The organism is Variovorax sp. 01N425 (genome assembly GCF_056399465.1).
On the sequence record NZ_JBFTRJ010000016.1, the window covers coordinates 53063 to 71508 of the forward strand.

The following is an 18446-nucleotide window of genomic DNA, read 5'->3' on the forward strand; positions in this document are numbered from 1 at the left end:
TTTCACCCGGGGTTGTACGGGCGGCGGCCGGCTTCGGGGTTGGCCATCGCAAAAAAGACACCGTGTGCGGCTTGGCGGGCTTGATTCCGGGCCCGCAGCCTGCGCTATAATCTTGGGCTCGGCACAAAACTGTGCCGAACGGCTCTTTAGCTCAGTCGGTTAGAGCGATGGAATCATAATCCACAGGTCCGCGGTTCGAGTCCGTGAAGAGCCACCAACATCACTTCTGCGGTGCTCCGCAAAAGTCAAAAAGCCCTAAGCAAATCAACTACTTAGGGCTTTTTTGTTTGGGCCTTCGCACGCCCCGAGCAAGGGCCCGGCGGCGCAGCAAAGCCTGGCGGCGGCCTATTCGCCGCCCAGGCTCACCAGCACCCAGCCGGACTCATCCAGATGGATGGAAATTGGCTTCATCGCTGTGCCCCTCACACCTTCATGCCGCCGGCAGCCGCCACCCTGCGGTAGTCCAGCCATCGGCGTCCGCCGATCGCGTAGATGAGCGCGGCCCACGCCAAAGCGCCGAGTGGCTGATACGTGAACACGATGCCGGTGAACACCACATTGAACAGCATCGCGAAGTAAAAGAACGGGTTGATCGTGCCGTAGTACCGCGTGTCGTCGCCGACTTGCACACCCATCACGATCTTGCCGCCGTTGAGAAACCAAAGCCGTGTGGCCTTCTCCGTTTCGACCCCGTCCTGCAGGAAGTTGTTGAGCTTGCGGTCGATCATCACGTTCGTCAGCGTCTTGTCGCCGATCTGGATGAGCGAATACTTGACCACCTCGTTCTTCATGTTCACGGTCGACTCGCCCAGCCGCGTGAGCCTGCCTTCGATCAGTTTCATTGCGTCCCCTCCTTCAGTTCTTGTCGATCTGCTTGATGAGGACGGACGCCTTGGGCGTACCGATGGCGTTCGCATAGAGCGTCGCCAGCACGGGCCAGAACTCCGGCCCGACAGCCCCGTCGTCGTCGCCAAAGCCCTTGAAGTGGGTCGCAAGGCCCAAGGCATGCCCGATCTCGTGGATGACGATGGTGCCGTCTGCCACGCATTGCGGGTTGTCCAGGTTCACGTACATCCGCCCGGTGAGTTCGCCAGGACTGAGCAATGAAGCGGACCAGCCGCCACCAAAGGGCGCATCGCTGACGTTGGCGCAGAAGCCCTGCGGATTGGCGCCGGCCGGCAGGTAGGCCGTGCCCTGGCGGAACACGATGCCGCGGGTGATCGTCGCCTCGTCGGCGGCGGCGATGCTGGTGCGGTCGAAGATGGCGAACCCGAGCTTGGCTTCGATCTCGTCCATCGCAGGCACCGCGCGGGCTTCGCCATTGGTCTTGACCGGGATGGGCAGGTTCCAGCGCTTCACCACGCCTGCGTACCGGCCGTTCCACGGGTAGCCGGCGCTGGAGAGATTGGTGGAATCGACGAGGCCGAGGATTTCGCTATCGGTCGGGCCGGCGGAAGCTACTGGCGCCACGGGCTCGGCCGGAGCCTGTGCCTCAGGTGTAGCCGGCGCCGTGGGCGTCGTCGTTTGCGCCGGGGTGGAGGGAAGCCCCGCGACAGGCCCCATTTGGGCGCTGCCGCCTCCACTTCCGCCGCCGCAAGCCGCCAACACGAGGGCGGTGCTCAAGAAAACCATTCTGCTCTTCATTTTTTGATCCCTGATTTCTATCGATAAAAAGGCCAAAGTGACATTTTTGGCTCGAGAGAATCATAATCATAAAAGGTCAAAATGGCCTTTTCCAGGGCGGCAATGAGCATCGATGAATGCTGCTGTCCATCCACCATCGCCGATACGAAGTCCTGCGCAAGCACCTGCGTGCGGTACGGCTTACCGCAGGGCTGACGCAGGCTGAACTGGGCGCACGGCTGAAGGTCGACCAGTCCTATGTTTCGAAAGTCGAACGGGGCGAGCGGTACATGGATGTCCTGTTCTATCTGGACTGGTGCCGCGCCTGCAAACTCCGGCCGGAGAGCACCATCGTGGATCTGATCAAGGCGGGGGCGTAGCGGTCCACGGCTGCACATGCGGTAAACCATGCCGCGCGTGATGGCGGCCTACGGGTTTGCTGGGTCAGCAATGAATGGCAGCTTGGCATCCCGACCAGACAGATGCGGCCAGGTGCGGACATTCGCCTCACGGATCAGATATGACAGACTCGTGGCTCAAGTTGCCGCATCGTTAGGACTTCATGGAGATTCGTCGGTTCAGGCTTGGTGATGAGGCTGCGCTGTTCCGCGTGTACTTCACGGCCATCCACGAGATTGCCTGTCGCGACTACTCACCCGAGCAAGTCGAGGCATGGGCTCCAGCGGACCTTGACGCGGACCTTTGGACAAATCGAGTCCGGGGAATCCAGCCCTTCGTCGCTGTGCTTGGCGACGAAATCGTCGGCTATGCAGACGTTCAGCAGGATGGCTACGTCGACCACTTCTTTGTATCGGGCGCTCGTCCGCGGCAGGGAATCGGAACCAGGCTGATGGCCCGCATCCACGAGGAGGCCAGATCTCTTGGTCTGACCGAACTGACGTCGGACGTGAGCAAGACCGCCGAGCCCTTTTTCGCTCTCCACGGATTTCATGTGGTCGAGCGACGGTTTCCAGTCCTTCGGGGCGTCACACTTCAGAACGCGTTGATGCGCAAGGTACTTGCGCGCGGGGGCTGAGCGTCGCGTTCATCCGCATCTTGTCCGTCAGATGCGGCCGAGGTACTGTTCTCAGGTCTGCTAGTTCGATCGCGAAGCCTGAACGTCGAAATCGGGCCCTTCTGCGACACTCGCGCCGAGCAACTGGTCGTCTGAAAGCTGACCTTCGGCGCAGTGCTCGCACAGGACGCTCAATGCAAATAAAACAACCGACCTTTCCATTGACCACAGCCGCGTTTGCGGCCGCTCTGCGAACAGGTCACGGGCGCGCCATGCAGCAGGTTGCAAGCCATGGACCGAATGGATTCGAAGACGAGATCACACAGGCATGTGTGTCGTGTCTCTCCTACGATCCTCAGTGCGAGGCGCAGCGAGCTCCGTGGCTGCTTTCGATTGTCGATCGCGCGAAGCTGAGCAAGGAGGTACTTCGGGCGCTCGAGGCGATGGCGGATACGTCATTGCCAGAGAACCATCGCGACATGAGTCATCGCAGTGCGATCCTGAAAGAGCTTGCCAGTTCGGGTTCGGAAGACGCGAGAAGCTTGTTGTATCGGTCGCTGGTCCGACTGTCGCATACGTCTGACGTGATTGGTGTCGATCAAATATTGGCTCTGGACGGCGTGGACGGACTGATCCATGTCGCTCGACAGTTAGGACAATGGCTGCGGACAGATCCGGACTTCTGGGTTGATGACTGTCCCAGCGAGCAGTTCGATTCGCTCACGGGCATCAAGGGAGGGCTAGCCGCACTCGAACGCGAGGCTGCGGTCGACTCGGATATTGCGAACTACCTTGCAGGCATGCGCAGAACACGCGAGAGTCGCAGCGCCTCTTCAAGCCGCTTCAACATCACGGCCTATACAGGCGACGAGATCGTGGCGCACGTCAGCAAGAACCTAGGGGATCAATGTCATTGGTTCCGGCGGTGGGGCGCGAAAGCGGCCAGCGACCATCTCGATACGGTATTCGCTGCGCTGCTGGCGTCAGATGAGCCCGAGCATGTCAAGCGCTTGCTCGGATGCTTTGCACAGAAGGGCGTTCCGCGATTCGACAGTCGGTTGCTCCCATGGATTGCTCATCCCGATGAGCAGATTCGGCGGGCCGCTGTGAGAGCCGTGGCCCCGCTCACGCACGGGGAGTTGCGGCAAGCTGCCATGCGCTTGCTTGCTGCCGGCGAATTGGCGAACGGCGTCTCCTTGCTGGTGAACAATTTCGAAGCTGGCGACTTTGCGATATGTGCGGAGTATCTAGAACCGTTGCACGACGCCGATCAGGCCCATCGTCTCGTCGGAGAACTTCTGGACTTGTGCGAAGCGCACCCGGACGCAGGCGCATCCCACTGTCTTCTCTACGTTTATGAGCTTTCACCTTGCTCGATATGCCGCAAGCGAGCCTTAAAGGCCCTGATCGACACGAGTGCCGCTCCGGCCTGGGTATTGACAGAAGCTGCGCACGATGCCGACCCAGACGTACGAGCACTTGTCGCGGCCTGAGCGCTACCGTCTTCTCCTTCCGCATTGTCCGGTAGAACCGATGCACTCCCCAATATTGGGGTTGGCCTTGCCGGCCAGGCAACCGGAAAGGGGCCTATGACGGTCAGCTCATGGCCGGACTCGAAAGTCTAGCCTTGAGCAGCGACAGTCCGCTTCCGCTGCGTAGGCGCCTTCGCAATACCGGGCGCATGACGGCAAGGAACCCGAAGCTGCCACAAGGATGCGTCTTCAACCAACGCTCAACCCAACTCCGCCCACTCCACCCGAAGCCTCTCCAACTGCCCGCGCACTTGATCGACCAACGGACCCGCCCGGCGCGCCGAAAGCGCCAGCCACAGGGTGGCGCGAGTCATTGCCACATAGAGCAATCGCAACTCGTCCGCAGCAGATTGATGCTTGGCCTCTTCGAACGCATCGATCGCACCGACCAGGACATGGGAGAACTCCAGTCCCTTGACGCTGTGGGCAGTCAAGATCCGCACCGCATCGTCGGCCCATTGCAGGTCGCGCGGCTTGATGGTGCGCATTGACTGGAAGGGAATGCCATGCACACGCAGGGCGTCTTCCAGAGGTTCCATCGCCGCCTTGTAGCGGAAGACCACCGCGATCTGTCCCAGCCGCACGCCCTCGGCCTGCAACTGCGCGATGCGCTGGGCCTGCCACAGCGCTTCGGTCCGGGCGGAGTCTGCTTCGTGGAGCACTGGCATCGGGCCGCGGCGCCCCGCCGAGTCCGGCCGAACGACAGATACCGGCGCGTCACCGTTTGCGCCATCGAGCAGCGCGCCGAGTTCGCTGTCGTTCATGTCGGCAGCGGAGTCCGAGGCCGGACCTTGAGGCATCAACTCGCCTGCGCACCGCAGCGCCAGGCTCAGCACTTCCGCCGTGTTGCGGTAGTTGGTGCGCAGGATGGTGCTGCGACGGCCGCCGACCACATCGATGCCAAGGGCCTTGAACGGCGTCTTTCGATTCTGCTTCTTGTAGATTGCCTGGGCATGGTCGTAGAGGACCAACAGCGCCTTTGTGGCGGGGTTGACCAGTTCCACTGCCATTCGCAGCCAGGCGTCCTCGAAGTCGTGCGCCTCGTCGATCATCACAGCCGTGTATTGGCCCTTGGGTACGAAGCCGCTTGCAAGTGCACGCTCAACGGTGGCAGCCAATTCGGTGAAGTAGGCGTCGGCCGGGCTGCGCGGCGCCTTCACCTCCAGTTGGTAGGTGCGCACCATGTCCTCGCACCAGCTATGGAACGAGCGCACCACCACACCTTGGTCGGCTCCGTCGACTCCCCGCTGCTGCAAGAGATAGGCGATGCGTTCGGCAAGCGCGCGGTTGTAGCAGAGCACCAGCACAGGCCGCCCGACCGCCGCGGCGGCCTTGGAGAGATGCTGCGCACGGAACACCAGGATCATGGTCTTGCCCGATCCGGCGACACCGTGGATGACCCGGTGGCCATCACCCATGCGGCGCGCCTCGCGTTCCTGCTGCATGTCCATGACGTGCATCATGTCGTGCATGCGAATGGGGCCATTCGGCTTCGCCTCGCCCAGCTGAAGCGCCGCTTGCTGCGGCTCCACCCGCAGGGTCGGGAACAAGTGCCAGCGCACACGATCCTGTTGCGGCAGGGTCAGCGTATGCGGGAAGTTCACCTGCATCATCGACCACAGCCTCTGGCTGAAGAGCTCTGTGTCCGTGTCGTCCTCCAGATCGTCACGCAGCAGCGTTCGTTCTGGTGGAAAGATCTCCGCGAAGCCGGGGTCCGAGACGCTGTCACGCCTGAGATTCACCAAGGCGCAGCCCCAGCCCCACGGGAACAGCAGCTTTCCCTTGAAACGGCCTTCCGCGGCCACCACCGCCGGGTCCAGCTGCATTCGATCGACGAGCGCGAGCACGTGCTGGCGCGCCTGGGCCAGCGGATGGGGGCTGGTCACCACGCCCCGCTCCACGTTGAGCTGCACACGATGCTTGTCAGCACCGGCCAGCGTGCTTCGCTTCCAGTCCTTGACTTCCAGCACCAGCAAGCCCTGTCGCGGGCTCAGGATCACGAAGTCAGGCTGCAGGCCGGCATCGCCAATCGGGAGGTCGTGCCAAACCAGATGGTCGTCCGGCAAGTGGCGTTTCAGCGCCTCGAAGAGCTTGCGCTCACCTGTGTTGCAGCGGGCATGAACGGTTGTTTTGCCCTGAGGGAAGTAAGCCATGCGTGCGCCCTTAAGACCGAGCCCGCTCGCCGCCGGAGGACCAAGGGCTTTGCGGGCAACGGCTCCGTCATCGATCGGTAACTGATTGTGATCGAAGCGGCAAAGACCTCCGTCCCGCCCGCCGGCCCTTGGCTGAATTCGTGATGTATGTCACGAATCCAGACCGCTTTTTCGAGACGCCCGTTCCACGCGCCCCCGATTTTTCCACCGCCCCACCCCCTGCCCATTCCGCAGGCAACCTAGTGCCAACCCCCGTCAATGCTGGCTCTGGCGACTCCGGTCCTCAGACAACCCACAGAGTTGTGCACAGAAAAAAGGAACAAGTCATCAATTTGACTTGAGCGGCCGCTTCATCCCGCTTTGCGAAAAGTCAGGTTGATGCGCCGGCTGCCCAGCAGCGTGTGCGGCCGGTCTTCGAGCGGCAGCACGCCGTGGTAGCGCAGCCGGTCGGGCCCGCCCCACACCACCACGTCGCCGTGCACCAGCGGAATGCGCGCGGCCTTGTCGCTGCGGACGAGTCCGCCGAAGAGAAAGGTGGCCGGCATCCCGAGCGACACCGAGACGATGGGCGCGCCGTAGTCGCGCTCGTCCTTGTCCTGGTGCAGCGACAGCCGCGTGCCGGGCTCGTAGCGGTTCACCAGGCAGGCGTCGGGCTGGAAGCCCGCAAACCCGGCCTCGGCGGCCGAGGCTTGGGCCAAGCGCGCAAAGGCCGCTGGCATGGCGGGCCAGGGCAGGCCCGTTTCGGGATCGTGTTCGCCATAGCGGTAGCCGCGCCGGTCCGAGATCCAGCCGAGCCGGCCGCAGTTGGTCATGGCGACCGACATCGTGAAGCCGCCGGGGGTCACCAGGTGGCGGAAGGCGGCGCGCTGCTCGACCTCGTGCAGCGCGGGCAGCAGTTCGTCGACATACGGCAGCGCAAACCCGCGCAGCACGAACGCGCCAGGGCCGATCGCCTGCTTGCCGCGCGGCAATGCGGCGTCTTCGAGGGCATCGGAGAAAAGGTCGAAGGTCACGGCAGCGCGATTTTCTCGCGCGGCGGGCTGCCTGCCGCGGCCGCGGCCACCAATCGCCCCAGGGTCTGCATCGCCTTTTCGCTCTGCGCATCCCAGGCATGCCCGTAGTTCAGGCGCAGGCAGTGCGCGAAGCCGCGCGTGGCCGAGAAGATGGGCCCGGGCGCCACGCTGATGCCGCGCTCCAGCGCCTGGGCGTGGATGGCGAGCGCATCGACCTGCGCCGGCAGCTCGACCCACATGAAGTACCCACCCAGCGGCCGCGTGGCGCGCGTGCCTGCAGGAAAGTAGTGGCCCACTGCCTGCGCAAAGCTCGCCTGCTGCACGGCCAGGACCTGGCGCAGCTTGCGCAGGTGCTTGTCGAGGCCGCCTTTTTCCAGGTAGCTTGCGAGCGCAAGCTGCGCGGGCACCGAGGTGCTGAGCGTGGTCGTCAGCTTCAAGCGCGCCACGTTGCGCGCAAAGCGCCCGGCCGATGCCCATCCGATGCGGTAGCCCGGTGCCAGGCATTTCGAGAACGACGAGCAATGCAGCACGAGCCCCTGCGTGTCGAAGGCCTTGGCCGGCGGCGGGCGGCGGTCGCCGAAGTAGAGCTCGGCGTACACGTCGTCCTCGATCAGCGGCAGCGCGTGCCGTGCGAGCAGTTCGACCAGCGCCTTCTTCTTCGCGTCGGGCATCAGGCTGCCGAGCGGGTTCTGGAAGGTGGTCATGAGCCAGCAGGCCTTGGGCTGGTGGGCCGCGATGGCGAGCTCCAGCGCGGCCAGGTCGATGCCTTCGCCGGGATGCGTCGGCACCTCGATGGCGCGCAGGCCCATGCGCTCCAGCGCCTGCAGGGCCGCATAGAAGGTGGGCGATTCGACGATCACCGAATCGCCGGGGCGCGTGACCGCCGCGAGGCACAGGTTGAGCGCCTCCAGCGCGCCGTTGGTGACGACGATCTCGTCGGCCGCCACCTGCATGCCGTCGCCCAGGTAGCGCAACGCAATCTGCCGGCGCAGCGCCGCGCTGCCGGGCGTGAGGTCGTCCACGGTGCTCCACGGGTCGAGCGACTTGGCGCTCGCGGCCATGAACTGGCCCAGCCGCGCCAGCGGAAACAGCAGCGGGCTCGGAAACGCCGAACCGAAGGGCACCACCTTGCGCGACATGCTGGCCTCGAGAATGTCGAACACGTGGTCGCTCACGTCGAGCGACCTGGGCCCCTCGGCCGGTCGCGAGGTGAGGTTGGCCTCGGGCGGCGCATCGCGCAGCCCGCCGCCGGTGACGTAATAGCCCGAGCGGTCCCGCGCGCGCACCAGGCCGCGCGCCTCCAGCAGGTAGTACGCCTGGAACACGGTGGAGGCGCTCACGCCCCGGCTCTCGCCGGTGTGCCGCACCGAGGGCAGCCGGTCGCCGGTCTTGAGCGTGCCGTGGCGGATCGACGCCTCGATGTCGGCGGCAAGGGCTTCATAGCGCTTCATGGCGGGGCGGTCTTCATTCGGTGGTGGGACTTTATCTGCTCCGGTGATTTGGCTCGGATCTGCATCTGTTTTTTTGGCTGCGCTTGCGGCACAGTCGGTGCATGTCCAATCTCATGCGCGCGGTACGCGCGGTTCTCTGGAGTTTCATCGGGCTGGGCGGCCGCCGCGCGGACGCCGACCGGCGCACCGCACAAGTCGGGCTGCTGCCACTCGTCGGCGTCGCGCTGGTCACGGTGCTGCTGCTCATTGCGGGGCTGCTGGCGCTGGCGCACTTCGCGGCCGGCACATGACGAAGAACAACGTCGTCCGCCGCATCGTCGCAATTGCATTGCTGCTGCTGAGCCACGGCATCTGCGCCATGGCGGCAACACCTGCCCCGCCAGCCGCCCCTTCCGCGAGCGGCATCGAGCAGCGCGTGGCCGCCTGCATCGCCTGCCACGGGCGCGAAGGCGCGACCACCAATGCCGGCTACTTTCCGCGCCTCTCGGGCAAGCCCGCGGGCTACCTGTTCAACCAGCTGCGCAGCTTTCGCGACGGCCGGCGCTTCAATGCCGACATGAACTACATGGTGCAGCACCTCTCCGATGCCTACCTGATGGAAATGGCCGAATACTTCGCGGGCCTGGACCTGCCCTACCCGCCCGTCTCGCCCGTGAGCGACGCGCCACCCGCGCAGCTGGCGCGCGGCCGCCAGCTGGCGCTCGAAGGCGATGCGGCGCGGCAAATTCCCGCCTGCGTGCAATGCCACGGCGCCGCGCTCACCGGCGTGCAGCCGGCCATTCCGGGGCTGCTGGGGCTGCCCCGCCTCTACGTGTCTTCGCAGCTTGGCGCCTGGCTCACGAGCGAGCGGCATGCGCTCGCACCCGACTGCATGGCCGACATCGGCCGCCGCATGACCACGGCCGACATCAACGCCGTGGCCAGCTGGCTCGCGGTGCAGCCGATGCCGGCCGATCCGAAGCCTGCCGCATCGCTGCCCGCCGCACTGCCGATGCGCTGCGGCGGCATGCCGAAGTGAGGCGCCGATGAAGATGCGACACCTCGGCTGGACGCTGCTGGTTCTGGTGCTGCTGCTGGGCGCCGCGGCCGGCGGCATCGTCGCGCTGAACCTGCGCGGCGAAGACCCGCTGCCCGAACAGGCCGAAGCCTTCAATGCCACGCCGCAGCTGGTCGAGCGCGGGCGCTACCTTGCGCTGGCCGGCAACTGCGCCGGCTGCCACACCACGCGCGGCGGCCAGCCCTATGCCGGCGGGCTGCCGATCGAGACGCCCTTCGGCACCGTGTATTCGAGCAACCTCACGCCCGACGCGCAGAACGGCATCGGCAGCTGGAGCAGCGCGCATTTCTGGCGCGCGATGCACAACGGCCGCAGCAAGGACGGCCGCCTGCTGTACCCCGCCTTCCCGTACCCGAACTTCACGCAGGTCACGCGCGAAGACTCGGACGCGATCTACGCCTACCTGCGCAGCCTGCCGCCCGCGCCGGCGCCCAACCTGGCGCACCGGCTGCGCTTTCCCTACGACACGCAGGCCGCGCTGGCGGTCTGGCGGGCGCTCTCCTTCAAGCCCGAGGCTTTCGTGGCCAACACGGCCAAGCCGGCCGAATGGAACCGCGGCGCCTACCTGGTCGGCGGGCTGGGCCATTGCATCGCCTGCCACGGCAGCCGCGATTCGCTCGGCGCCACGCAGGTGAAGCTGGGCCTTTCGGGCGGGCTGATCGCGGCGGAGAACTGGTATGCGCCATCGCTCGCCGACCCGCACCAGGCCGGCGTGGCCGACTGGCCGACGGCCGACGTGGTGGCGCTGCTCAAGAACGGCGTGGCGCCGCGCGGCTCGGTCATGGGGCCGATGGCCGACGTGGTCTTTCGCAGCACGCAGCACCTGAGCGAGGCCGACCTGGCCGCGATGGCCAGCTACCTGAAGGACCTGCCCGGCGTGCCGGCGCAAGCCGCGGCCCCCGTGCGCACGGCCGCCGCAACCACGCGCCGCGGTGCCGGCACCATGGCCCGCGGCGCCAGAATTTACGACCAGCAATGCGCCTATTGCCATGGCGACCAGGGCCAGGGCGCGCCCGGCGCCTTTCCGCCGCTGGCGGGCAACCGCGCCGTGAACATGGCCGAGACGACCAACCTGATCCAGGTGATCGCGCACGGCGGCTACCTGCCCTCCACCGCGGGCAATCCGCGGCCCTACGGCATGCCGCCGTTCGGGCAGGTGCTCGATGCGGGCGACGTGGCCGCGGTGCTGACCTACATTCGCGGGTCATGGGGCAATGACAGTGCGCCCGTGACGCAGCTCGACACGATGCGGCGCTGAAGAAGAACCGGCAGGCGGGCCCGGCCCAGGCTCAGGCCGCGACGGCCTCGCGCGGCGCCCCCGCTTTGGCCGGCACCGGCATGTGCTGCGCCCAGTCGATGATCTCCAGCGTGCCATCGGCATGCTCGGCCAGCGCCGTGAGGCTCTCGACCCAGTCGCCGTCGTTGCAGTAGAGGATGCCGTCGATGTCGCGCATCTCGGCATGGTGGATGTGGCCGCAGACCACGCCCTGCACGCCGCGCTTGCGGGCCTCGCGCGCCACGGCGTTCTCGAAGTCGCCCACGTAGCTCACGGCGCGCTTGACCTTGCCCTTGAGGTACTTGGAAAGCGACCAGTACGGCAGCCCCATGCGCGCACGCAGCGAGTTGAGGTGGCGGTTGAGCTTGAGCGTGAATTCGTAGAGCGAATCGCCCACGTGCGCGAGCCACTTGGCGCACTGGATCACGCCGTCGAACAGGTCGCCGTGGATGATCCAGAGCTTGCGGCCGTCGGCGGTTTCGTGGATCCATTCCTCGGCCACGTCGATGCCGCCGAAGTTGTGGTTCAGGTACTTGCGCGCGAACTCGTCGTGGTTGCCCGGGATGAAGATCACGCGGGTGCCCTTGCGCGCCTTGCGCAGCAGCTTCTGGATCACGTCGTTGTGCGCCTGCGGCCAGTACCAGTTCCGCTTGAGTTGCCAGCCGTCGATGATGTCGCCGACCAGGAACAGGGTCTCGCACTCGGTGTGCTTGAGAAAGTCGAGCAGCGCGCGGGCCTGGCAGCCGGGCGTGCCCAGGTGCAGGTCGGAGATCCAGAGCGTGCGGCAGCGCAGCGGCGGGCGCGCAAGATCGTCGTCCTCCGGCTCGGGGGCCCGGGTCGCGGTGTCGCGCCATGCGCGCAGGAAAGCATCGTCGCGTTGCATGGACGGGTAGGCTCCCACCAACGCGTGACCGGGCGATGGCGATCCCGTGACATATCGATGACGCCGAAAGAAGCTCGCGCTTCGGGCGGCGTCCTCAGCAGCGCTGGATTTCCACGGTCGAGTGGCGAATTTCCTCGTGCATGGAGAAGCAGGCGCGCACCTCGTCCGCCGTGAGCGTGGGCGAATGCGTCACCACAGTGAGCGCGCAGGCATAGGCCTCGCGGCCCACGCGCCACACGTGCAGGTCGGCCACGCGGGTTTCCGAATCGGCCAGCATCGTTTCCACGCCTTCGCGGATCTCGGCCGTCACGGGATGGTCCATCTCGCGGTCGAGCAGCACCTTGCCGGTTTCCTTGAGCAGGCCCTTGGCCCACACGGCCACCAGCACCGCGCCGACGATGCCCATCACCGGATCGAGCCAGGACCAGCCGAAGAACCAGCCGCCGAGCAGCGCGCCGATGGCGAGCACCGAGGTGGCGGCATCGGCCACCACGTGCAGGTAGGCGGAGCGCAGGTTCAGGTCGTGGCCGTGCGCGTGGTCATGGCCCTCGTGGTGATGGTGCGCATCATGGCTATGGTCGTGCCCGTGCCCGTGATGGTGCGCCGACCCCAGCAGCCGCGCGCAGACCAGGTTGACCACCAGCCCCAGCACAGCCACCGCCACGGCTTCGCGGTAGTGGATGACCGAGGGCGAGAGCAGCCGCTCGATCGAGCCCACCACCATCAGCGCCGCAACGCCGAGCAGCATCAGCGCGCTCGCAAAGCCGCCCAGCACCTCGATCTTCCAGGTGCCGAAGGCAAAGCGCGGATCGCGTGCATAGCGCCGCGCCGCCGCATAGGCGAAGGCGCTCAGGCCGATGGCCAGCGCATGCGAGCTCATGTGCCAGCCGTCGGCCAGGAGCGCCATGGAGTTGAACCACCAGCCGGCGCCGATCTCGACCACCATCATCGCGGCGGTGATCCACATCACGAGGCGGGTGCTGCGCTCGGCCGATTCGCTGCCTGCGCCGAAATGATGGTCGTGCTGCCAGGCACTCAGGTCATGGGTATGCATGGGTCGTCAGATTCCGAAGAGGTCTTGTCCGTCGGAGCGGCTCGAAGGCGGCGTCACGCCCAGGTGGCGGTAGGCCGCCAGCGTGGCGATGCGCCCGCGCGGGGTGCGCTGCAGGTAGCCCTGCTGGATGAGGTAGGGCTCGATCACGTCCTCGATGGTGCCCGGCTCCTCGCCGATGCTGGCGGCCACGTTGTCCAGCCCCACGGGGCCGCCGTCGAAGCGGTGGATGACGGCTTCGAGCAGCTTGCGGTCCATCAGGTCGAAGCCCTGCGGATCGACGTCGAGCATGGCAAGCGCCTTGTGCGCGATCTCTTCGGTGATGCGGCCGTTGCCCTTCACCTCGGCATAGTCGCGCACGCGCCGCAGCAGGCGGTTGGCGATGCGCGGCGTGCCGCGCGAGCGGCGCGCGATCTCGAAGCCGCCGGCTGCGTCGGTGTCGACCCTGAGCAGGCCGGCGCTGCGTCGCACGATGAGCGCCAGTTCCTCGGGCGTGTAGAACTCCAGCCGCGCCACGATGCCGAAGCGGTCGCGCAGCGGGTTGGTCAGCATGCCGGCGCGGGTGGTGGCGCCCACCAGCGTGAAGGGCTGCAGGTCGAGTTTGATGCTGCGCGCCGCGGGACCTTCGCCGATCATGATGTCGATCTGGTAGTCCTCCAGCGCGGGGTAGAGGATTTCCTCGACCACCGGGCTCAGGCGATGGATCTCATCGATGAAGAGCACATCGTTGGGCTCCAGGTTGGTCAGGAGCGCCGCCAGGTCCTTGGGCTTCTCGAGCACCGGCCCGGAGGTCTGGCGCAGGTTCACGCCCAGCTCGGCCGCGATGATGTGCGACAGCGTGGTCTTGCCGAGGCCCGGCGGGCCGAACAGCAGCACGTGGTCGAGCGCTTCCTTGCGCTTGCGCGCCGCGCCGATGAAGATCTCGAGCTGCTCGCGCACCTTGGCCTGGCCGACGTATTCGTCCAGCAGCTTGGGGCGCAGCGCCCGCTCGATGGCCTCTTCCTGGGGCGAAGCGGGGGCGGCGGACACCACGCGGGGCGGGGCTGGGGCGAAATCGTCGGTCTGGATGGTCATGGAATGAGAGGCTGCAAGGGCAAGTTTAGTGCCTGCCACACTGGCAGAATGCTTCGGCCATATAACAAACGAGGGGAAGCCGGCACGTGTCGATCTACGAACTGAAACCCCGGTTCCAGGGCCTGCTGCGGCCGCTCGTGGGGCGCCTGCATGCCATTGGCGTCACCGCCAACCAGGTCACGCTGGCCGCGTGCGTGGTTTCGGTCGCCCTCGGGCTCTGGCTTTTCTTTGCGGCGCCGTCGCCGGCTGCCTTCGGGCTGATCCCGGCCTGGATGTTCGTGCGCATGGCGTTCAACGCGATCGACGGCATGCTGGCGCGCGAGCACGGCCAGCAAAGCCGGCTCGGCGCCTTCCTCAACGAACTGACCGACGTGGTGTCCGACGCCGCGCTGTACCTGCCGTTCGCGCTGGTGCCGCCGTTCAGCCCGTTCTGGGTCGGCACGGTGATCGTGCTGGCGGGGCTGAGCGAATTCGCAGGCGCGCTGGGCCCCACGGTGGGCGCCTCGCGCCGCTACGACGGGCCGCTCGGCAAGAGCGACCGCGCCTTCGTGTTCGGCGCGCTCGGCCTCTATGTGGCGCTGGGCTGGCCGCTGCCGGGCTGGGCGGCATGGCTGATGCCGCTGGCCGTGGCGCTCGTGGCCTGGACGGTGGCCAACCGCGTGCGCCGCGCACTGGCCGAGGCGGCGTAGACCGCACACGACGAACAAACATATGAATAGCGACAGGGATCCGATGACCGATACAAGCACCCATCCACAACGCAGTCCGCAGGAGCGCCAGTTCCGCACGCACGACGGCGAATCGCTCTTCTACCGGCACTGGCCGGCCACGGGCGGCGCACGGCGCGGCGCCATCGTGCTGTTCCACCGCGGCCACGAGCACGGGGCGCGCATGGCGCACCTGGTCGACGAGCTCGGCCTGCCCGACTTCGACTTCTTCGCCTGGGACGCGCGCGGCCACGGCCGCTCGCCGGGCCAGCGCGGCTACAGCCCGAGCTTTGCCACCTCGGTGCGCGACGTGCAGACCTTCGTCCAGCACATCGGCAGCGCGCATGGCGTGGCGGAGCACGACATCCACGTGATCGCGCAGAGCGTGGGTGCCGTGCTGGTCTCCACCTGGGCGCACGACTACGCGCCCAAGGTGCGCGGGCTCACGCTGGCCTCGCCGGCCTTCAAGGTGAAGCTCTACGTGCCCTTTGCACGCGCCGGGCTCGGGCTGATGCACAAGCTGCGCGGCCTGTTCTTCGTCAACAGCTATGTGAAGGCGAAGTTCCTCACGCACGACCCCGAGCGCATCGCAAGCTACGAAAGCGATCCGCTGATCTCGCGGCCGATCGCGGTCAACATCCTGCTCGGCCTGTATGAAGCGGCCGACCGCGTGGTGGCCGACGCCAACGCGATCACGCTGCCGGTGCAGCTGCTGATCTCGGGATCGGACTGGGTGGTGCACCACAAGCCGCAGCACCAGTTCTTCGAGCGGCTGGGCAGCGCCGTCAAGACCAAGCTCGAACTGCCGGGCTTCTTCCACGACACGCTGGGCGAGAAGGACCGCGCACCGGCCGTGCAGGCGATCCGCGAATTCATCCTGCAGCTGTTCGACCAGCCGCCGGCGCCGGTCGACCTGCGCACCGCGCACCTGGCTGGCAACACCGCCGACGAGTCGCGTGCGCTGGCCGAGCCGCTGGCACCGCTCTCGCTGCGCGGCGCCTACTGGGGCATGACGCGCGCCAGCCTGCGCCTGGGCGGTGTGCTCTCGCGCGGCGTGAAGCTCGGGCACGACACCGGCTTCGATTCGGGCAGCACGCTCGACTACGTCTACCGCAACGAGCCGCAGGGCAAGGGCGCGCTGGGCCGCTCCGTCGACAAGACCTACCTGGAATCGATCGGCTGGCGCGGCATCCGGCAGCGCAAGATCCACGTCGAGGAGCTGATCCGCATCGCCATGGAGCGCCTGGCCGAGATGCACCGCGAAGTGCGTGTGATGGACATCGCGGCCGGCCATGGCCGCTACGTGCTCGACGCGGTGCTTGCGAGCCCCGTCAAGGCCAGCTCGATCCTGCTGCGCGACTACAGCGACATCAACGTGCGCGACGGCCGCGCGCTCATTGCCGAGAAGGGCCTGGAAGACGTGGCGCAGTTCGTGCAGGCCGACGCCTTCGACCGCATCAGCCTGGCCACCGTGACGCCGCGCCCCACGCTGGCGGTGGTGTCGGGCCTCTACGAGCTGTTCCCCGACAACGAGATGGTGCGGCGCTCGCTCGCGGGCGTCGGCGATGCGGTGGAAGACCGCGGCTACCTGGTCTACACCGGCCAGCCTTGGCATCCGCAGCTCGAGATGATTGCGCGCGCGCTCACCAGCCACCGCCAGGGAGAAGCCTGGGTGATGCGCCGCCGCACGCAGGCCGAGATGGACCAGCTGGTGGAGGAAGCGGGCTTCCGCAAGATCGACCAGCGCATCGACGAATGGGGCATCTTCACCGTCTCGCTCGCGGTGAGGGTCGCGTGAGCCACGGGCCGCGCACCAGATGACCCCCCCGCCCGCACCACGGCCCTGGAAGCGCGCAGCCGCCTGGCTCGTGTTCCTGGGGCCGCTGTTCTATGCGACCTACGGCCTGGCCAACTGGTGGGCCACCACGCGCGCGCAGGTGCCCTCGATGGCCTTCGAGTGGGAGCGGCAGCTGCCGTTCTGGGCCTGGACGATCTTTCCGTACTGGACGATCAACGTCTTCTACGCGCTCTCGCTCTTTCTCGCGCGCAGCAGGCACACGCTCGACCGGCACGCGCTGCGGCTGGTGAGCGCCACGCTCATCGCCTGCACCTGCTTCGTCATCTGGCCGCTGCACTTCAGCTTCGGACAGCCGGCGGTCGAGGGCGCACCGGCCTTCCTGTTCAACGCGCTGCGCGGCTTCGACCAGCCCTACAACCAGGCGCCGTCGCTGCACATCGCGCTGGCGGTGATCCTGTGGGACTGGTATCGGCAGTTCCTGCGCGCCGCATGGGCCAGGCTGGTGCTGCATGTGTGGGCGTTCGCGATCTGCGCCTCGGTGCTCACGACCTGGCAGCACCATTTCATCGACATTCCGACCGGCGCGCTGCTCGGGCTGTTCTGCGTGTGGCTTTGGCCGCTGGAGCGCACGGTTTCGATGCCGCGCGCCTGGCGCTGCACGCGCGATGCGCAGCGCTGGAAGCTCGCGGGCTTCTACGCCGTGGGTGCGGCACTGTTCCTCGCAGTGGCCGTGCAGCTGGGCGGCGTTGCGCTGTGGCTCGCCTGGCCTTCGGCCTCGCTGGCGCTGGTCGCGCTCAACTACGTCGGCTTCGGCGCCCGCGGCTTCCAGATGGACGGCCAAGGCCGCATGGGCTGGGCGGCGCGCTGGCTGCTCGCGCCCTATCGCCTGGGCGCAGCCGTCAACGCATGGCTCTGGACGCGCAAGCTGCCGGCCTTCGTCGAAGTGGTGCCGGGCCTGCTGCTCGGGCGGCAGCCCACGCGCGCCGAATGGATGGCCGCCGGCCGGCCCCGGCTCGTGAGCCTGTGCGCCGAGCTGCAGATGCCGGCCGGCGTGCCGCATGCGCGCTGCGTGCCGATGCTCGACCTGACCGTGCCGCCGACCGTGCGCCTGCAGCGCGCGGCCGCGGTCATCGAAGGGCAGCGCCGCAATGCCGACGGCGCGGCCGTTTGGGTGTGCTGCGCGCTGGGCTTCTCGCGCAGCGCCGCCGCCGTGATCGCCTGGCTGGGCCGCTATGGCGCGATGGGCGGACTGGCGCAGGCCGAGGACGCCGTGCGCCTTGCGCGTCCGCAGGTCGTGCTGCGGCCGGCGTGGCGGATGTCGCTCGCGCCATTGGACACCGCGGTTCCAGGAGCACCACCCCATGACTGACGACGAACGCGCCACCTGCGCATCGCTCGCCGCACTGCTGCGCGCGGCGGCGGTGCTGGCGGCGTGGGGCTTCGCGCTCACATGCATCGCGGCGCTGGTGCTCGCACTCACGCTGCGCTCGCTGTCGAGCACGGCCGCCATGGCGTTTGGCGCGGTACTGGTGCTGGGTGCGCTCGAGCACTATTTCGCGTTCAGGCTGCGCTTGGACCAGGCGCTGTTCGCCGACCTGGCGCGCGGCGCCATCGCCTCGCTGGACGCGCTCGACAACGCGCTCGACCGGCTGGGCCTGCGCAGTGCCGAGGCGTCGAAGGCGCTGCGCCCGCTCGACGACCGCGTGCAGGGCACGCGCCAGCTCATGCAGCGGCATGCCATCGTGGTCGCCTGCCAGAGCGCGATGTTTCTTCTTGCCTTGATGACACAGGATCTCTCTTGACCGAAGAAGAC

The 18446-nt window shown here is 67.0% G+C and carries 18 protein-coding genes and 1 tRNA gene; 11 read left to right on the forward strand and 8 right to left on the reverse strand.

All coding sequences use genetic code 11. The annotated features are described in order from the left end of the window. Positions 1–140: 140 nt before the first annotated feature. Positions 141–217 (forward strand) — tRNA-Met (locus AC1DSC_RS25600). Positions 218–422: 205 nt separating this feature from the next. Here AC1DSC_RS25600 and AC1DSC_RS25605 read toward each other — a convergent pair. Next, positions 423–842, reverse strand: a complete 420-nt coding sequence (locus tag AC1DSC_RS25605; protein WP_436288034.1) for a hypothetical protein — start codon at positions 840–842, stop codon at positions 423–425. Between the two features lie 13 nt (positions 843–855). Then, the gene (locus tag AC1DSC_RS25610; protein WP_478131938.1) at positions 856–1623 is read right to left on the reverse strand and encodes a zinc metalloprotease; all 768 of its coding nucleotides are present in this window, start codon (positions 1621–1623) and stop codon (positions 856–858) included. A 137-nt stretch (positions 1624–1760) separates the two neighbouring features. On the opposite strand from AC1DSC_RS25610, the gene AC1DSC_RS25615 reads away from it, so the two are divergent. The 3 genes from AC1DSC_RS25615 to AC1DSC_RS25625 all read left to right on the forward strand — a co-directional run bounded on the left by AC1DSC_RS25615 (position 1761) and on the right by AC1DSC_RS25625 (position 4131). Beyond that, on the forward strand, positions 1761–2003 hold the full coding sequence (locus AC1DSC_RS25615; RefSeq protein ID WP_062367220.1) for a helix-turn-helix domain-containing protein: 243 nt from the start codon (positions 1761–1763) through the stop codon (positions 2001–2003). Positions 2004–2185: 182 nt separating this feature from the next. After that, entirely contained in the window at positions 2186–2659 is a 474-nt protein-coding gene (locus tag AC1DSC_RS25620; protein WP_436288036.1) for a GNAT family N-acetyltransferase, read from the forward strand. 251 nt (positions 2660–2910) lie between these two features. After that, a complete protein-coding gene (locus tag AC1DSC_RS25625; protein ID WP_478131939.1) occupies positions 2911–4131 on the forward strand; it encodes a hypothetical protein in 1221 nt (406 codons plus the stop codon). A gap of 239 nt (positions 4132–4370) precedes the next feature. On the opposite strand, the gene AC1DSC_RS25630 is transcribed toward AC1DSC_RS25625, so the two are convergent. The 3 genes from AC1DSC_RS25630 to AC1DSC_RS25640 all read right to left on the reverse strand — a co-directional run bounded on the left by AC1DSC_RS25630 (position 4371) and on the right by AC1DSC_RS25640 (position 8787). Next, positions 4371–6323, reverse strand: coding sequence for a 3'-5' exonuclease (locus AC1DSC_RS25630; protein ID WP_436288038.1), 1953 nt, complete (start codon positions 6321–6323; stop codon positions 4371–4373). 350 nt (positions 6324–6673) lie between these two features. After that, the gene (gene alkB / locus AC1DSC_RS25635; RefSeq protein ID WP_436288039.1) at positions 6674–7336 is read right to left on the reverse strand and encodes a DNA oxidative demethylase AlkB; all 663 of its coding nucleotides are present in this window, start codon (positions 7334–7336) and stop codon (positions 6674–6676) included. Then, positions 7333–8787 (reverse strand): aminotransferase-like domain-containing protein, encoded by a 1455-nt coding sequence (locus tag AC1DSC_RS25640; protein WP_015867413.1) that lies wholly within the window; start codon positions 8785–8787, stop codon positions 7333–7335. The genes alkB and AC1DSC_RS25640 overlap by 4 nt, the downstream gene beginning before the upstream one ends. A gap of 101 nt (positions 8788–8888) precedes the next feature. Here AC1DSC_RS25640 and AC1DSC_RS25645 point away from each other — a divergent pair, with 101 nt between their 5' ends. Genes AC1DSC_RS25645 through AC1DSC_RS25655 form a run of 3 tightly spaced genes read left to right on the forward strand, consistent with a single transcriptional unit; the run spans position 8889 to position 11102 of the window. Next, positions 8889–9077 (forward strand): DUF2970 domain-containing protein, encoded by a 189-nt coding sequence (locus AC1DSC_RS25645; protein ID WP_018906214.1) that lies wholly within the window; start codon positions 8889–8891, stop codon positions 9075–9077. Beyond that, positions 9074–9805, forward strand: a complete 732-nt coding sequence (locus AC1DSC_RS25650; protein WP_015867415.1) for a c-type cytochrome — start codon at positions 9074–9076, stop codon at positions 9803–9805. The genes AC1DSC_RS25645 and AC1DSC_RS25650 overlap by 4 nt, the downstream gene beginning before the upstream one ends. 7 nt (positions 9806–9812) lie before the next feature. Further along, positions 9813–11102 carry a c-type cytochrome gene (locus tag AC1DSC_RS25655; RefSeq protein ID WP_436288040.1) on the forward strand — a complete coding sequence of 430 codons (1290 nt, stop codon included), beginning with the start codon at positions 9813–9815 and terminating at the stop codon, positions 11100–11102. A gap of 31 nt (positions 11103–11133) precedes the next feature. Here the strand turns inward: AC1DSC_RS25655 and AC1DSC_RS25660 are convergent, their stop codons facing one another. From AC1DSC_RS25660 to ruvB, 3 genes are all read right to left on the reverse strand, one after another. Then, positions 11134–12003 (reverse strand): UDP-2,3-diacylglucosamine diphosphatase, encoded by an 870-nt coding sequence (locus tag AC1DSC_RS25660; RefSeq protein ID WP_018906211.1) that lies wholly within the window; start codon positions 12001–12003, stop codon positions 11134–11136. Positions 12004–12097: 94 nt separating this feature from the next. Then, entirely contained in the window at positions 12098–13057 is a 960-nt protein-coding gene (dmeF, locus tag AC1DSC_RS25665) for a CDF family Co(II)/Ni(II) efflux transporter DmeF (protein WP_436288041.1), read from the reverse strand. A 6-nt stretch (positions 13058–13063) separates the two neighbouring features. Then, positions 13064–14128, reverse strand: a complete 1065-nt coding sequence (ruvB, locus tag AC1DSC_RS25670) for a Holliday junction branch migration DNA helicase RuvB (RefSeq protein ID WP_436288042.1) — start codon at positions 14126–14128, stop codon at positions 13064–13066. 86 nt (positions 14129–14214) lie between these two features. Between ruvB and AC1DSC_RS25675 the strand changes: the two genes are divergently transcribed. The 4 genes from AC1DSC_RS25675 to AC1DSC_RS25690 are packed head-to-tail and all read left to right on the forward strand — an operon-like array spanning position 14215 to position 18435. After that, complete coding sequence (locus AC1DSC_RS25675; protein ID WP_436288043.1) at positions 14215–14817, forward strand: CDP-alcohol phosphatidyltransferase family protein; 603 nt, start codon at positions 14215–14217, stop codon at positions 14815–14817. A 43-nt stretch (positions 14818–14860) separates the two neighbouring features. Then, entirely contained in the window at positions 14861–16633 is a 1773-nt protein-coding gene (locus AC1DSC_RS25680) for a bifunctional alpha/beta hydrolase/class I SAM-dependent methyltransferase (RefSeq protein WP_436288044.1), read from the forward strand. 19 nt (positions 16634–16652) lie between these two features. Beyond that, positions 16653–18002 carry a phosphatase PAP2/dual specificity phosphatase family protein gene (locus AC1DSC_RS25685; protein ID WP_369663620.1) on the forward strand — a complete coding sequence of 450 codons (1350 nt, stop codon included), beginning with the start codon at positions 16653–16655 and terminating at the stop codon, positions 18000–18002. Further along, on the forward strand, positions 17995–18435 hold the full coding sequence (locus tag AC1DSC_RS25690; protein WP_436288045.1) for a hypothetical protein: 441 nt from the start codon (positions 17995–17997) through the stop codon (positions 18433–18435). The genes AC1DSC_RS25685 and AC1DSC_RS25690 overlap by 8 nt, the downstream gene beginning before the upstream one ends. Positions 18436–18446: the final 11 nt, after the last annotated feature.